Here is a 14983-nt window from a genome sequence, read left to right as displayed (position 1 = left end):
GCCGGCGGCGCCGTTCGTGGCGACGCGCGCGACGCCGCTGCCCATCCCGCGCAGCGTCACGCTGCCCGAGTCCACGAGTTCCGCCATCGCACGCATTCCCGCGCCGCTGCAGCAGGACCTGCGCGACCAGGCGGCGCTCTGGACGTCATGGACGGCGGCGCAACGCCAGGCGTTCGCGCAACGCACGCACGCGTGGGATGCGCAGCCGCGCGCGACGCAGATGCGCTTGCGCGAACGCTATGCCGCGTGGCGCGCGCTGGATGGGATCGCGCGCGAAGCGGTCGAGAGTGCGGTGCAGGCTTTCGCGCAAAAGACGCCGCAGGAGCAGGCGCAATTGCGCGTGCAGTTCGATGCGCTCGACCCCATCGCGCAACGCGGATGGCTGCTCGGTCCTGCGATCGGCGGCGATTACCCCAAGCTGCACGCCTTACTCGCGCAATTGCCCGAAGCGCAACACGCGCCGATGTTGCGCCTGCTGCGCCGGATGACGAACGCCGAACGCGCGGATTTGTCGATCCTCGCGCAACGCGTGCCGCCGCAGGACCGCGCGGCGCTGGTGCAGGCGTTGTTGTCGACCGCCGATGCGCAACGCAGCGCGTGGCTGCAGGTGCGCCTGGCGCAGTAGAACGGGTTACAGCCCGGTGTCGCGCAACACGCGGCGGCGATAACGCACGCCTTCCTCGCCGAAGCGCGAGAGCCCTTCGGCGCGCAGGCGCGGCGCGTGTTCGCGCTGGTAGGTTTCCAGCGCGCCGAGGTCGCTCACCATGTACCGCACGCACAAGCCCTGGCGGCCCGCCGTCGGGAGCGGATCCATCACTTCGTGCACCTGCGCAGACTCGAAGCCCGGCAGCGCCAGCAACTCCTGGATGTGCGCGGAGAGCCACTCGCGGTAGGCCGCGGCGATGGCGACGTCGAATTCCAGGTTGACTTCGTAAACGACCATTTCACATCCAGACGAGGCCCGCCAGCATGGTGAACGCGGCACCGATGCTGAGCAGGACGGAGTAGCAAAGTCCCAGCACGCAGTATTTCAACAGGGTCATGGTCCAGCCTTGACCGTAGACACGTTTTTGCATGATGAGCAAATAAAGCGGCATCCAGATGCCCAGCGCCACTTCCCCCAGTTTGATGAGGGAATGCAGCGGGGACGCCATCGCGCCGACCGAATCCTGCAGGGCCATCAGCCCGAACATCACAAGCAGCGCCAGGCACAGGAACGCGTGGCTGTGCAGCGCCACGATCAGGTGTTCCATGTACAGCCGGCGCTTGAAGGCGTAGGCGATCTTCAGCATCAGCGCGAACAACGGCAGCATGAGGATCAGCGCCGTCGGCACGGTGCTGAGCACCGCGTCCTTGATGAGGTTCGGATCCTTCTCGCCGCGGTGCACATTGTCGCGCAAATGCCCCGCCATATCGTTGAGCTTCTTGTTGCCCGCATCGGGCAGCCAGTCCACGTGCAACGGGTTCTTGACCGGATCCCACGGTTTGCCGTTGAAGGAGATCTCGTCGTCGTCGGCCTCTTCGGCGGCGATGCCCGGCGCCGGCGGCGGCTTGCCCGCTTTCGAGGCCGCCTCCAGCATCGCGATGCGGCGGTCGGCCTGCCCGTTGATCGTGGTGATCGCCGCATCCAGGCCCACGCCGACGCCCGGCGTGTCCTTCGTGTCGCGCTTGGCTTTCTCCAGTTCCTTCACCGCCGCGTCCCGGCGCGCGTTGACCTGCGCGACGGTGGTGGCCTTCGCGATCTGGCTGTCGCCGCCGTCGAACCCGACCTTGACCCCGCTGAAGTCCACCGACAACTGCGCGACGAAGAACGCCACGATGCTCAGGAACACGAACAACCGCACCGGGCTGACGTAGCGGATGCGGTGGCCGGCGAAATATTCGAGCGACAACATGCCCGGCTTGGTGAACAACGGCCACAGCGTGCGGAACACGCGCGCGTCGATGTTGAACACCGTATCGAGCAGATCGCCGATGATGCTGCTGAAATGCCGCACCAGCCCCTTCACCGGCTGGCCGCAGGCGTGGCAATGCTCCCCGAGCAGCGGCACCCCGCAGTTCTGGCACGCCGGTCGCGGCGCCGCCGCGCTGTTGTCGTTCGTTTCGCCCATGAACCATCCCCTAGACGCCCGCTAAGATAGCCCATGTCCCCACGGCCCCCGTTCGCGCGGGAACTGCGCACCAGCGCGACCCTCGCCGCTCCCCTCGTCCTCGGCCACCTCTCGACCGGCCTGATCGGTTTCGTCGACAGCGTGATCGCCGGCCACCACGGCACGCGCACGCTCGCGGCCGTCGCCGTGGGCACGGCCTTGTTCTGGCTCCCGATGATGGTGCCGATGGGCACGCTGATGGCTTTCCCGCCGGCGGTCTCGCAACTCGACGGCGCGGGGCGCCGCGGCGAAATCGCGCCCTTGTTCCGCCAGGCGATGTGGCTGGCCGCGATGCTCGGCGTGGTGTTGTTCGCCTTCCTCAGCGTCGTGACCGTCGCGCTCGAACCGATGGGCATCGCGCCGGAGATCCGCCCCGGCGCGGTCGCGTTCCTGCACGGCATCCGTTGGGGCGTGCCTGCGCTGACGCTCTATCTGTGCATGCGCTATCTCAGCGACGGGCTGCACTGGACGCTGCCGACGATGATCCTCGGGTTCGGCGGGCTGGTCGTGCTCGTGCCGCTGGGCTACGCGCTCACGTGGGGCGTCGGGGGGTTGCCCGAACTCGGCGCGGGCGGGTTGGGCCTCGCCTCGGCGGCGATGATGTGGGCGCAGGCCATCGCGTTCTTCGCGTACCTGTGGCGTTCGAAACGTTTCGCACCGTTGGGCCTGTTCGCGCATTTCGAGCCGCCGCGCTGGCGCGCGTTGCGCGAGCTGCTCGCCACCGGCTTGCCGATCGGCGTGACGGTGATGATGGAAGGCAGCCTCTTCATCGTGACGGCGTTGCTCATCGGGCGCCTGGGCGGCGTGGAAGCGGCGGCGCACCAGATCGCGATCAACGTCGCGAGCCTGTGCTTCATGATTCCGTTCGGCCTGGCCGAAGCCACGACCGTGCGCGTCGGCCACGCCCTCGGCCGTGGCGATCGCGACGGCCTGCGCCGCGCGGCCTTCGCCGGCTTCGTGCTGATGTTCGCCACGCAGGCGGTGTCCGGCGTGCTGTTGTTGTTCGGCAACCACGCGCTCGCCGGCCTGTACACGGCCGACATGGCGGTGGCGACGCTCGCCGCGACCTTGCTGCTGTACGCCGCGGCGTTCCAGTTCCCCGATGGCGTGCAGGTCCTCTCCGCAGGCGCGCTGCGCGGCCTGCGCGATACGCGGCGCCCGATGCTGCTCGCCGCGCTGGCTTACTGGGGCGTGGGCATGCCGCTGGGGGCGGGGCTCGGCCTGGGGTTGGGCTGGGGGCCGCAGGGCATGTGGATCGGATTGATCGTCGGCCTCACGACCGCTGCCGTGCTGTTGTCGACGCGCTTCTTGCGCACCTCCGGCCGCGTCCCCATGAACGCAGGCACCGGTGGCGAATCCTCGCCATGACCGACGGCGCATGAAGTCCACACGCGCCAGCCGCTAACCTTGTGATCCCCGGGCATGGTCCCGGGCGCACACTTCCGCCAGGAGCTTTACCGCAATGAACGAACCCAGCCGTCGTGGCCCCATCGCCCGCGTGATCGTGGGGATCTGGGACGCCATGAATTTCACCCGGCGCCTGGTGTTCAACCTGATCTTCTTCGGGTTGTTGCTGGTGTTCCTGATGTTCGCCTTCTCCGGCCGCGGGATCGCGCCGTTGAGCGAACGCACCACGCTGGTCGTCGCACCGGAAGGGCGCCTGGTCGAGCAGTACAGCAGCGATGTCGCCAGCCGCGCGTTGTCCAAGGCGATGGGCGATGGCGGCACCGAGGAAGTGCAGTTGCGCGATCTGTTGCGCGCGCTGGACGCGGCCTCGAAGGACAAGCGCATCGAGCGCGTGTACGTGCGCTTCGATCGCCTGCAGCCCACCGGTTACGCATCGTTGCGCGAAGTCGCCGCGGCGCTGGCGAAGGTGCGCGCGTCGGGCAAGCAGGTCGTCGCTTTCGGCGACAGCATGATGCAGGAGCAATACCTGCTCGCCGCGCAGGCCAACGAGGTCTATCTCGATCCGATGGGCGGGCTGGTGCTCGAAGGCCTCGACCGTTATCGCCAGTACTACCGCGAAGGCTTGCAGGACAAGCTCGGCGTCGACGTGCATCTGTTCAAGGTCGGCGAATACAAGTCGGCAGCCGAGCCCTACGTGCTCGACGCGGCCTCGCCGCAGGCGAAGGAAGCCGACCTGTTCTGGATGAACGATGTCTGGCAGCGTTTCCTCGGCGACATCGCGAAGGCGCGCGATCTGTCGGCGCAGCAACTCGCCGCCGGCATCGACACGTTGCCCGAAGGCCTCGCCGCCGCGCGCGGCGACCTGGCGCGCTACGCGTTGCAGCAGAAGCTGGTCGACGGGCTGAAGACCGAGGAAGAAGTCGACCAGCTGCTCACGCAGCGCGGCGTCGCCGACGCCGATGCCGAAGGCGGTTTCCGCCAGGTCTCGCTCGATACGTACCTGCGCCACATCGACGATGCGGCGCTGCCGTCGGCGGCGCTGCGCCCGCAGGTCGCGGTCGTCGTGGCCGAAGGCGAGATCGAAGGCGGCGAGAAGCCGCCGGGCCACGTCGGCGGTGAATCCACCGCGGCGTTGCTGCGCGAGGCGCGCGACGACGAAAACGTCAAGGCGGTCGTGCTGCGCGTGGATTCGCCGGGCGGCGAGGTGTTCGCATCCGAGCAGATCCGCCGCGAAGTCGTTGCGCTGCAGGCCGCGGGCAAGCCGGTCGTCGTATCGATGGGCGACCTCGCCGCGTCGGGCGGTTACTGGATCGCGATGAACGCCGACCGCATCTACGCCGATCCGTCGACCATCACCGGTTCGATCGGCATTTTCGGCGTGATCCCGACGCTGCCGCGCGCACTCGACAAGATCGGCGTGCACACCGACGGCGTGGGCACGACGCGCTTCGCCGGTGCGTTCGACATCACGCGCACGCTCGATCCGGCGGTGGGCGACATCGTCCAGTCGGTGATCGACAAGGGCTACCGCGATTTCACCGGGCGCGTCGCGCAGGCGCGCAAGAAATCCGTCGAGCAGATCGACGCCATCGCGCGTGGCCGCGTGTGGACCGGCGCGCAGGCGCGCGAGCGCGGGCTCGTCGATGACTTCGGCGGATTGCAGACCGCGCTCGACGATGCGGCCAAGCGTGCGAAGCTCGACAAACCCGATGCGTACACCGTGCGCTACATCGAGCGCGAAGCCACGCCGTTCGAGCGGTTCTTCGCCGGCTTCGTGTCCAGCCGCGCGGGCAGCGCGATGATGCGCGACTCGGGCTTCGCGCAAGGCATCGCGCGCACCATCGTCTCGCGCAGCGTGCCGCAGGTCGACGCGGACCTGCGCTTCCTGGACGCGGCGCTGCAACGCAAGCCGGGCGCGCCGGTGAAGGCGCTGGCCTACTGCTTCTGCGAGTTCTGACGCGCCTTACTGATCGCTCGGCGGGGGCGTCGCGTTGCCTTGTTCCTGCGCGTCGATCGCCGCGCGCTGTTGGTCTGCGGCTTCGAGGGTCGTGGCTTCCACGGAGCGGGCGCGGTCCAGCGGTTTCTGGATCGCCTGGGTGAGCTCGGTGGCGGGCTTCTCGCGCTTGCTCGCGTCGTCCCAGGTTTCCGCATCCGGCAGGGTCGCGTTGGCCTGCGGTGCCGGCGGGCGCTCGGTTTCGGGTTTCTCGGGGCGCGAGCAGGCCGACAGGGCCAGGGCACAACACACAGCGAGCAGCAGTCGCGACATCGTGGCGGCGTCCGTTGGAAGGCTGCGGCTATCCTACGCCGACCCGACGGGACGCAAACGAGGCAGGCGGCATGGATCCGAAGCGTTGGCGGCTGGATGGACAACTCGCCCTGGTCACCGGCGGCAGCGCGGGCATCGGGCGCGCGATCGCGCGCGAGTTGCTCGGCTTCGGGGCCGACGTGCTGCTCGCCGCGCGCGATGCGGCCTCGCTGGAATCGGCGCGCGCCGAGCTGGCCGAAGACTTCCCCGACCGCGACGTGCAGGGCTTCGTCGCCGATGTCGCCGAGGACGACCAGCGCCGCGAGCTTCTCGATTGGGTGGAGGACTTCGGCGAAGGCCTGCACATCCTCGTCAACAACGCCGGCGGGAACCTGACGCGCGCGGCGGTGGAATACAGCGAGGAGGAGTGGCGGAAGATCTTCGAGATCAACCTGTTCTCCGCGTTCGAACTTTCGCGCTACGCCTTTCCCCTCCTGACGAAGCACGCGGCCTCGAGCATCGTGAACGTCGGCAGCGTGTCGGGCACGACGCACGTGCGCAGCGGCGCGCCGTACGGCATGAGCAAGGCGGCGATGCACCAGATGACGAAGAACCTCGCCGTGGAATGGGCCGAGGACGGCATCCGCGTCAACGCGGTCGCGCCCTGGTACATCCGCACGCGGCGCACGCACGACAAGCTCGCCGACCCCGACTATCTCGACGAAGTCCTGCTGCGCACGCCGCTCGGCCGTATCGGCGAACCGGAGGAAGTGGCCGCGGCGGTGGCGTTCCTGTGCCTGCCGGCGGCGTCCTATGTCACGGGCGAATGCATCGCGGTCGACGGCGGATTCCTGCGCTACGGTTTCTGACGAACGGCAGCGCGCTTCACCCGCCGGTTAAGCGGCGGGAGGCATCCTGCCCGGACATCGCCGGAGGCCACGGACATGACGCCGCGCAACGCCAGGATGCTGTTGTTCGCCGCAGGTGCGCTCGCCCTCGCTGCATGCGGCGGCAGCGGCACGAGCGGCTCGATCACCTTCGGCAACACGCCGCCGTCGTTCACCTCGCCGAGCTCGGTGTCCGTGCAGGAAGACACGACGGGCGCGTTCTACAACGCGACGGCCACCGACATCGACGGCAACGCGATCAGCTATGCGATCGACGGCGGTGAAGACGCGAGCCAATTCCGCATCACGACCGCGGGCGCGCTGTCCTTCGCCGTGCCGCCGGATTTCGAAGTGCCCACCGACATCGGCGGGAACAACCAATACCAGGTGACGTTGCGCGCGAGCGATGGCAGCGCGTCGACTGCGATGGCGCTCACCGTCACCGTCACCGACCGCAGCAGCCTGGCCTTCCGCGTGCGGCGCGTGGCGTCGGGGATTTCCTCGCCCGTGTTCGTCGCGCCTGTGCCCGACAATTCGGGGCGCGTCTACGTTGGCGAACTCGCGGGGCTGATCCGCATCCTGTCGCCGGGGACGGGGACCTTCGCAACGACGCCGGTGCTCGACCTGCGCGGGCAGTTGTCGACGAACGGCGAACGCGGCCTGCTGGGCTTCGCGACCTCGCCCGACTTCGCCAGCTCCGGGCAGTTCTTCGTGTTCGTCACCGACCCGGTGGGCACGATCGAAGTGCGGCGCTACACGATGAGCGCGGCCAATCGCGACATCGCCGATCCAGCGAGCATGCGCGTGATCCTGCGCCAGCCGCATCCGCGCACGAATCACAACGGCGGATGGATCGGCTTCGATCGCGCAGGATTCCTGTATGTCGCCATCGGCGATGGCGGCGGCGCCGGCGATCCGGACAACAACGGGCAGAACCGAGACACCTGGCTCGGCAAGATCCTGCGCATCGACATCACGCGCGACAGTTTCCCGGGCGACGACACGCGCAACTACGGCATACCGACGGACAACCCGTTCGCGCAGGCAGGCGGCGCGCCGGAAGTGTGGGCGCTGGGCCTGCGCAACCCGTTCCGCGCGAGTTTCGACTTCGGCCCGTTCGGCACGGGCGAGGGCGGCCTGATCCTCGGCGACGTCGGCGAGAACACGGTCGAGGAAATCAACGTGATGGTCGGCCCGACCGACAACGGCGGCGTCAACTTCGGGTGGTCGGTGCGCGAGGGCACGCTGCAGTTCAAGGGCGCGGACGATCCGTCGTTCCGCCTGCCGGCGGCGCAATACCTGCACGGCACGGGCGATCGCGCGGGCAGTTCGATCATCGGCGGCGTGGTGTATCGCGGGCCGGTGGAGTCGCTGCGCGGGCAGTACCTGTTCGCCGATTTCATCGAAGGCAACCTGTGGTCGCTGCCGATCGACGCGATGTACGGCTCGACGCCGCTGACGGCGGCGGACTTCACCGTGCGCAACACGTCGTTCGCGCCGGATGCGGGCGCATTCAACAACCCCGTCGCGTTCGGCACGGATCAGTCGGGCAACGTGTACATCGTCGATCTCGACGGCGAGATCTTCATCATCGAAAGCGCGCCGGCGCCGGTGCCCGGACAGCGCCTCCGCGCGCGCGGGCAATCGCAGGCCGTGGTCACGCGGCATTGGTGCGGCGAAGCCTGGGATGGCCGCACCGTGCGGTGGATCGGCGGGGAGATGGTGATCGGCGGGCAGGGCTTCGTTTGCGTGCGGAAGTATTACGACGAGCTCGCGGCGAAAGAGGGAAGGTAGGCCCGCAAGAAAACGCCCGCAGGTGCGGGCGTTTTCACGTGGCTCAGCGGTTGCCGCCTTCGGTGCCGCCGAACCGGGATCCGGGGGTCTCCTGCGCATTGCTCGGGTTGTTGCGATTGCCGCCGGAGGCTTCACCGCCCTTCCGGCCGATCATCGACATGTGTTCGCGATCGCGGCTGACGGCTTCACCGCCCTTCTGCGCGATCTTGCGCTGCGTTTCCGGATCCATGCTCGCGAATCCGCGATTGCTGGTGCCTCGGTTCTGGTTCGCCATGCGATACGCCTCGGTGCTCGGGGGAGGGAACAGCGACCATAGGCAAGCGTTGGTTAGAAAGTTGCGTGGTGCAGGTCAAGAAAAAGTAAGTCGCCGCAATTCATCTGCGCATCGAGCGCAGATCGTCATCACTCGAGCGAATGTTTCAGCGATGCGTCAGCGGCACGTGCTGTCGACCAGCGCCGCGCGCTGGCGTTCGTACTCCGCCTTGCGGGCGTCCTTGTCCGCCGGCGCGGCGTAGGTCATGCGGAAATTCGCTTCGTCGACGCGGCGCTGCCATGCCGTGCACAGCGCCTCCCCGGTCAGCGCGGTGCACGTATCGCGCCGGATCTCGCACGCCTCGCCTGCGCCGCCGCCGCCATTCAGGCCCACCGTGGCGAGCGGGACGCAACGCTCCTGCGGCGTATCGGCTTCGCTCAGATACGTCGTGAGGTCCCACACCTTGCATTCGAACAAGGGCGGAGGCGGTTTGCGATCGGCCAACGGAATCTGCGATACGGGCAGCGATTCGGTCACCGGGCCACGGACGAGTTCGAAGTGCGCATTGGGCGGCGGCCCGCTCGGCGCTTTCACTTCCACCGCGCGTTCAGCCGGCGCGGGCGCCGTGGGCAATGCGCCAATCGTGCGCACTTCCTGTTTCTCGCCGGGCTTGCACGGGGTGTCGTTCTGCAGCGTCACCGTGCCCTTGGCGTCGGTGCATTTGTAGATCGTGGTCGCGTGCGCCTGCCGTTGCGCGAAAGGCGCGAGCACCAATACGAGGGCGATGAGGGTGGAACGGGCGAGGCGCGTCATGCCGCAAGCGTATCCGACGCGAGGCGTCACTGGCCGCCGCAATCGTTGTCCAGGCGCGCGTTGAGGCTGCGTTCCTCGACGCGCAGCACATCGCGCTCGCTGGGCATCGCGTTGAAGAATCGCTTGCGCAGTTCGTCGCGGCGGTCGCGGGTGCGCGCGCACACGTCCGCCGGCGGCAGCATGTAGCAGGTGTCGCGCACGTAGGTGCCGGCGCCGTAGGTGCCCGGGCCGATCCAGTTCGGGCCGGCGACCTGCGAGCCGATGACGTTGTAACCCGGATAGCCGAGCGTCCACAGCGGCACCCAGCGTGGATTGCCCTCGCTGGTGTCGCTCGTGTAGCGCATGCCGTCGGGCGTGATGCATTCGTACAGCGGGCGCGGCGGTGCGAGGTAGACCTCGCGTCCTTCGACATACGAGCGATCGTCGTCGCGCGGCGATGGCGCTTCGGCGACCTTGGGCGCGGCAGGCTTGCGCGGTGCGTCCTGCGGCCGCGTCATCGTGCGCTGTTCCTGCTTTTCGTCCTTGCCGCACGGCGTGTCGCGCAAGGTGAGGTGGCCCTTGCCATCGATGCAGCGATAGATCGTCACGTCCTGCGCGTGCGCGACGCGGCACGCCGCGAATGCGCCGATGCCGACGAGGAGGAGCACGGAGATGCGCGGGATCGCCATGCGCGGATTCTGCGCCGAACCCAAGCGGCCGGACCAGCGCCGCCGACCGGCGGTTCAGCCGGCGCGCAGTTCGGCGCCGGTGGCTGCGTCGCGGATCGCGGTGGGCGCGCGCAGCCCGCCGGTGTCGCCGTCGCTGACACCGTCCACCCGGGACAGCACGTCGGGCGAGAGCGCGTCGAAGGCGAACGCGGGCGGCTCGCCGGCGAGGTTGGCGCTGGTGGAGACGATCGGCTGGCCGAATGCGCGGCACACCGCGACGACGACCGGATGATCGCTGACGCGCACGGCGACGCCGACGTGCGACCCGGTGATCCAGCGCGGCACGCGCGCGGTGGCTGGCACGATCCACGTGCGCGGGCCGGGCCATTGCGCGTGCACGGCTTCGACGCGATCGCGCGGCAACGCGTTCCAATCCAGGAGCCCGTCGAATTGCGCGAGGTCCGCGGCGACGAGGATCACGCCCTTGTCGACCGCGCGTTGCTTGATCGCGAGCAACCGCAGGACCGCGGCCTCATCGAAAGGATCGCACCCCAGGCCCCACACCGCTTCGGTGGGATAGGCCAGCACGCCGCCGCAGCGCAGCACGTTCGCGGCGGCGGCGGGCGGCAGGCGCTCCATCAGGCCTTCCCGGCGACCGCCTTCTTCACCACTTTCTTGGCGGCGGTTTTCTTCGTGGCCTTCTTCGACGCCTTCTTCGCGCCGGCTTTCTTCGCAGTCTTCTTCGCCGCCTTCTTGACCGTCTTCTTCGCGGCCTTCTCGGCGGGCGCCTTCACCGCTTTTGCCGGCGCCTTCTTCGCGACCTTCTTCCCGAAACGCCCGCGCATCGGCTTGCCGGTTTCCTCCATCAGCTTCTGCACTTCCTCCAGGGTGAGCGAGGCGGGCTCGCGATCCTTCGGAATGCGGCCGTTGAGCTTGCCGTCGCTGATGTACGGGCCGTAGCGCCCGTTGAGCACCTGGATGTCGCTGCCGTCGAAGGACTTGATGATGCGGTTGCGCGCAATCTCTTCCTTCTCTTCGATCAGGAACACCGCGCGCGCCAGGTCGATCGTGTACGGGTCGTCTTCCTTCTTCAGCGAGGCGTACACGCTGCCGCGCTTGGCGAATGCACCGAAACGGCCGATGCCCACGCTGACTTCGTGACCGTCGTTCTCACCCAGCTTGCGCGGCAGCTTGAACAGCTCCAGCGCGTCGGGCAGCGCGATGGTGTGCATCGACTGGCCCGGGCGGAGCGAGGCGAACGTCGGCTTGTCTTCATCTTCGGCCGTGCCGATCTGCGCGTAAGGCCCGTAACGGCCCAGGCGCACGCTGACCGGCTTGCCCGACTTCGGGTCGGTCCCGAGTTCGCGCGCACCGGTGGCTTCGGAACGGTCGACGCTTTCGGTCTTGTCCTCGACCAGTTCCTTGAACGGGCCCCAGAACTTCTCCATCAGCGGCACCCAGTCTTCCTCGCCGCGCGAGACTGCATCGAGCTCGTCCTCGAGCTTGGCGGTGAAGTCGTAGTCGACGTAGCGAGTGAAGTGGCTGCTGAGGAATTTCGACACCGCGCGGCCCACGTCCGTCGGGCGGAAGCTGCGGCTTTCCATTTCGACGTACTTGCGGAACAGCAGCGTCTGGATGATCGAGGCGTACGTGGACGGACGGCCGATGCCGTATTCCTCGAGCGCCTTGACCAGCGCCGCTTCGGTGAAGCGCGGCGGCGGCTGGGTGAAATGCTGGTCGGCGTGCACGCGGTCGAGCGGGATGCGCTCGCCGGGCTTCATCGCGGGCAGCTTGCGGCCTTCGTCTTCGTCGTCGGCGGTCTTGGTGTCCTTGCCTTCCTCGTAAACGGCGAGGAAGCCCGGGTCGACGACCGTCGTGCCGCTGGCGCGGAAGCTGTGCTCGCTGCCCGCAGCCAGGTCGACGCTGACGGTGTTGAGCGTGGCCGGCACCATCTGCGATGCGACCGCGCGCTTCCAGATCAGGTCGTACAGGCGGCGCTCGTCGTCGTTGAGGAAGCGCGCGACCTGCGAGGGCGTGCGCAGCGCGGAGGTCGGGCGCACCGCTTCGTGCGCTTCCTGCGCGTTCTTCGACTTGGTCTGGTAGAAGTTGGGCTTGTCCGGCAGCGCGCGCGTGCCGAAGTCGCGCGCGATGACATCGCGCATTTCGCTCAGCGCCTCGGCCGACAGATGTACCGAGTCGGTACGCATGTAGCTGATCAGGCCGACCGTGCCTTCCTCGCCGATGGCCACGCCTTCGTACAACTTCTGCGCCACCTGCATCGTGCGCTTGGTGGTGAAGCCGAGCTTGCGCGCGGCTTCCTGCTGCAGCGTCGAGGTGGTGAACGGCGGCGCGGGGCGACGCTTGCGCTCCTTGCTCGCCACGTCCGTGACGTGCAGCGCGCCGCCGGCGGACTTGAGGATGCGCTGGCGCGCCGATTCGGCAGTGTCCCCGTCGGTGACGGTGAATTGTTCGAACTTCTTGCCGTCGAGCTTCGTCAGCTTGGCGGTGAAGGTTTGCGAGGGGTGCGCGAGTTCGGCCTCGATGCTCCAGTACTCGCGCGCGATGAACGCTTCGATTTCCTCTTCGCGCTCGACGATCATGCGCAGCGCCGGCGACTGCACGCGGCCGGCGGACAAGCCGCGCTGCACCTTGCGCCACAGCACCGGGGAGAGATTGAAGCCGACGAGGTAGTCGAGCGCGCGGCGCGCCTGCTGCGCATCCACCAAGGGCGTTGCGATCGAACGCGGCTGCGTCATCGCCTCGCGGATCGCGCGGGGCGTGATCTCGGTGAACACCACGCGGTGCAGGGCCTTGTCCTTCAGCAGCCCGCGTTCCTTCAGGATCTCCGCGATGTGCCAGGAGATCGCTTCGCCTTCGCGGTCCGGGTCGGTTGCGAGGAACAGGGAGTCGGCGGACTTGGCGGCCTTGGCGATCGCATCGACGTGCTTTTCGTTTTTCTCGATGAGGTCGTAGCGCATCGCGAAGCCGTGGTCGGGGTCGACCGCGCCTTCCTTCGGCACCAGGTCGCGCACGTGGCCATAGGAGGCCAGGACCGTGAAGTCCTTGCCGAGGTATTTGTTGATCGTCTTGGCCTTGGCGGGCGACTCGACGATGAGGAGATTCTTGGCCATGGGGGTCCGGCGGCGTCGGGTTTTTCCCGGCGCGAAGAAGGCGACGCCCGGGGCCTTCGGGCCACGGGCGCGGGTCAGTTCCTTTTTTAGTGGTGTCACGTGGCGGCCGGCCGTGTCAAGCCGAACCGCGCCCCGTCCCCCCGAATGGCGACGGCCGTCGAAGCCCTGGCCGGTGGCTCAGTGCACCGGTTCGGGCTCGTCCAGGAACATCTGCGTCTCCATCCAGGCGTAGGCCGCCTCGGAGCCGGGCTGGTTGAACAGGACCATCAGGACCACCCATTTGAGGTCGTCGAGGTCCAGTTCCTCCTGGTCCAGCGCCATCGCACGGTCGAGGACGAGCTCGCGCTGGTCGGGGTCCAGGACGCCGTGCTGTTCGAGGAACAGCAGGAAGCCGCGGGTTTCCGTGTCGAGCTTGTCGAGTTCGGGGCCGTGGAAGACGCGGGTGGGGCCGTTGATGCGCTTGGGCGCCGATTCCGGGCGTTGCTCGGCGAGCGCGTCGAGCCAGTCGAAGGCCTTGCCGATTTCGGCGGGGCTGAAGCCCGCCTGGGTGAGTTCGGAGTAGAGCGGGCTGCTCTGGAGGGAGTCGCGGTCCCCCACCGGTGGGACGGTGTCGTTGGTGAAGTAGTGCTCGAACAGGTACAGCAGGACGTCCAGGATGCTCTCTTTCATTTCCCTCGGCCTGCGCCATCGGCGCTGTGGAGGTTCAGGATGCCTTGCGGGTGTAGCGGCCGTGTTGCGAAACCACGCGCCCTTCCAGCTCCATGACCAGCAGCATGGAGACAAGTTGCGCACTCGTCAATCCGGTTCGATCGACCAGCACGTCCATAGGGGTTGGGTCGTGACCCAGTGCTTCCCACAAGCGCTTGTTGCCCGCATCCATCGTCGATGAATCGTGTTGCGGTGCGGCGATGGCTGAGTTGGGGGCGTGCAGCCGCCGCCGCAAGTCGCCGGCGTACGCATCGAGCAGGGGCTTCAGCGCAGCGATCACTTCGTCGGGCGACTCGACGAGTTGCACGCCTTCACGGATGAGCCGGTGGCAGCCGCGCGCCATCGGGTTGTGGATGGAACCCGGGATGGCGAAGACCTCGCGGCCCGCGTCGCCGGCGAGCCGCGCGGTGATGAGGGCACCGGACTTTTGTTGCGCTTCGACGACCACGGTGCCGAGGGTGAGACCGGCGACGATGCGGTTGCGCGCGGGGAATTGGCCAGGGTGGGGCACCGCGCCCGGCGGATATTCGCTGACGACCGCGCCGCGTTGCGCGATCTCTTCCATCAGCCCCGCATTGCTGCGCGGATACGGCGTGTCGATGCCGGTGCCCAGCACGGCGACCGTCGGCGCATCGACATCGAGCGCGCCGCGATGCGCTGCGGTGTCGATGCCCGCGGCCATGCCGCTGATGATGCAGAACCCCGCGCGGCCGAACGCGCGTGCGAACCCCCGCGCGTTGTCGAACCCGTTCGGCGTCGCCGTGCGACTCCCGACGATGGCGATGGCGGGATGCCACAAACATCCGGCGTCGCCGCGCATGTACAGCGCACGCGGTGCGTCGGGCAGGCGGCGAAGCAGCGCGGGGTAGTCGTCATCGTCGATGGGGAGCAGCGTGTGCATCGCCCCAGCGTGCGCCGCAAACGACGACGGCGCCCTAGGGCGCCGTC

Annotated in this window: 15 protein-coding genes; 5 read left to right on the top strand and 10 right to left on the bottom strand. The window is 68.1% G+C overall.

What is annotated here, in order from left to right; translation table 11 throughout:
- Positions 1 to 625, top strand: a 625-nt coding sequence (locus tag LF41_RS16330) for a DUF3106 domain-containing protein (protein ID WP_052116512.1), incomplete at its 5' end; no start/stop codon positions are given.
- Between the two features lie 6 nt (positions 626 to 631).
- Here LF41_RS16330 and LF41_RS15195 read toward each other — a convergent pair.
- Together LF41_RS15195 and LF41_RS15190 are read right to left on the bottom strand one after the other, a co-directional pair.
- Positions 632 to 943 carry a DUF4286 family protein gene (locus LF41_RS15195; protein ID WP_052116511.1) on the bottom strand — a complete coding sequence of 104 codons (312 nt, stop codon included), beginning with the start codon at positions 941 to 943 and terminating at the stop codon, positions 632 to 634.
- A 1-nt stretch (position 944) separates the two neighbouring features.
- Positions 945 to 2111 carry a DUF3667 domain-containing protein gene (locus tag LF41_RS15190; RefSeq protein WP_052116510.1) on the bottom strand — a complete coding sequence of 389 codons (1167 nt, stop codon included), beginning with the start codon at positions 2109 to 2111 and terminating at the stop codon, positions 945 to 947.
- Between the two features lie 33 nt (positions 2112 to 2144).
- On the opposite strand from LF41_RS15190, the gene LF41_RS15185 reads away from it, so the two are divergent.
- Together LF41_RS15185 and sppA are read left to right on the top strand one after the other, a co-directional pair.
- Positions 2145 to 3518: an MATE family efflux transporter gene (locus tag LF41_RS15185; protein WP_036171549.1), complete on the top strand. Its 1374-nt coding sequence runs from the start codon at positions 2145 to 2147 to the stop codon at positions 3516 to 3518.
- A 94-nt stretch (positions 3519 to 3612) separates the two neighbouring features.
- Complete coding sequence (gene sppA / locus LF41_RS15180; RefSeq protein ID WP_036171546.1) at positions 3613 to 5514, top strand: signal peptide peptidase SppA; 1902 nt, start codon at positions 3613 to 3615, stop codon at positions 5512 to 5514.
- Positions 5515 to 5520: 6 nt separating this feature from the next.
- Here sppA and LF41_RS15175 read toward each other — a convergent pair whose 3' ends face one another.
- Positions 5521 to 5823: a hypothetical protein gene (locus LF41_RS15175; protein WP_052116509.1), complete on the bottom strand. Its 303-nt coding sequence runs from the start codon at positions 5821 to 5823 to the stop codon at positions 5521 to 5523.
- 71 nt (positions 5824 to 5894) lie between these two features.
- On the opposite strand from LF41_RS15175, the gene LF41_RS15170 reads away from it, so the two are divergent.
- Together LF41_RS15170 and LF41_RS15165 are read left to right on the top strand one after the other, a co-directional pair.
- The gene (locus tag LF41_RS15170) at positions 5895 to 6671 is read left to right on the top strand and encodes an SDR family oxidoreductase (RefSeq protein ID WP_036171545.1); all 777 of its coding nucleotides are present in this window, start codon (positions 5895 to 5897) and stop codon (positions 6669 to 6671) included.
- Positions 6672 to 6746: 75 nt separating this feature from the next.
- On the top strand, positions 6747 to 8483 hold the full coding sequence (locus LF41_RS15165; protein ID WP_052116508.1) for a PQQ-dependent sugar dehydrogenase: 1737 nt from the start codon (positions 6747 to 6749) through the stop codon (positions 8481 to 8483).
- Positions 8484 to 8526: 43 nt separating this feature from the next.
- On the opposite strand, the gene LF41_RS15160 is transcribed toward LF41_RS15165, so the two are convergent.
- The 7 genes from LF41_RS15160 to dprA form a co-directional block, all read right to left on the bottom strand.
- A complete protein-coding gene (locus LF41_RS15160) occupies positions 8527 to 8757 on the bottom strand; it encodes a KGG domain-containing protein (protein WP_036171542.1) in 231 nt (76 codons plus the stop codon).
- Positions 8758 to 8913: 156 nt separating this feature from the next.
- Positions 8914 to 9549 (bottom strand): DUF4124 domain-containing protein, encoded by a 636-nt coding sequence (locus LF41_RS15155; protein WP_036171539.1) that lies wholly within the window; start codon positions 9547 to 9549, stop codon positions 8914 to 8916.
- A 26-nt stretch (positions 9550 to 9575) separates the two neighbouring features.
- Positions 9576 to 10217, bottom strand: coding sequence for a DUF4124 domain-containing protein (locus LF41_RS15150; protein ID WP_052116507.1), 642 nt, complete (start codon positions 10215 to 10217; stop codon positions 9576 to 9578).
- A 54-nt stretch (positions 10218 to 10271) separates the two neighbouring features.
- Positions 10272 to 10835, bottom strand: coding sequence for an L-threonylcarbamoyladenylate synthase type 1 TsaC (tsaC, locus tag LF41_RS15145; protein ID WP_036171536.1), 564 nt, complete (start codon positions 10833 to 10835; stop codon positions 10272 to 10274).
- The gene (locus LF41_RS15140) at positions 10835 to 13327 is read right to left on the bottom strand and encodes a DNA topoisomerase I (protein WP_036171533.1); all 2493 of its coding nucleotides are present in this window, start codon (positions 13325 to 13327) and stop codon (positions 10835 to 10837) included. Before LF41_RS15140 ends, tsaC begins: the two co-directional genes overlap by 1 nt.
- A gap of 177 nt (positions 13328 to 13504) precedes the next feature.
- Positions 13505 to 13996, bottom strand: a complete 492-nt coding sequence (locus tag LF41_RS15135) for a DUF494 family protein (RefSeq protein ID WP_036171530.1) — start codon at positions 13994 to 13996, stop codon at positions 13505 to 13507.
- Between the two features lie 34 nt (positions 13997 to 14030).
- A complete protein-coding gene (gene dprA / locus LF41_RS15130) occupies positions 14031 to 14936 on the bottom strand; it encodes a DNA-processing protein DprA (protein ID WP_052116506.1) in 906 nt (301 codons plus the stop codon).
- Between the last annotated feature and the right edge of the window lie 47 nt (positions 14937 to 14983).

The sequence above is a fragment of the Lysobacter dokdonensis DS-58 genome (assembly GCF_000770795.1).
GTDB classification, from domain to species: Bacteria; Pseudomonadota; Gammaproteobacteria; order Xanthomonadales; family Xanthomonadaceae; genus Noviluteimonas; species Noviluteimonas dokdonensis.
The sequence above is the reverse complement of the archived record's forward strand: the minus strand, read 5'-3'. Positions and strand labels throughout refer to the sequence as shown.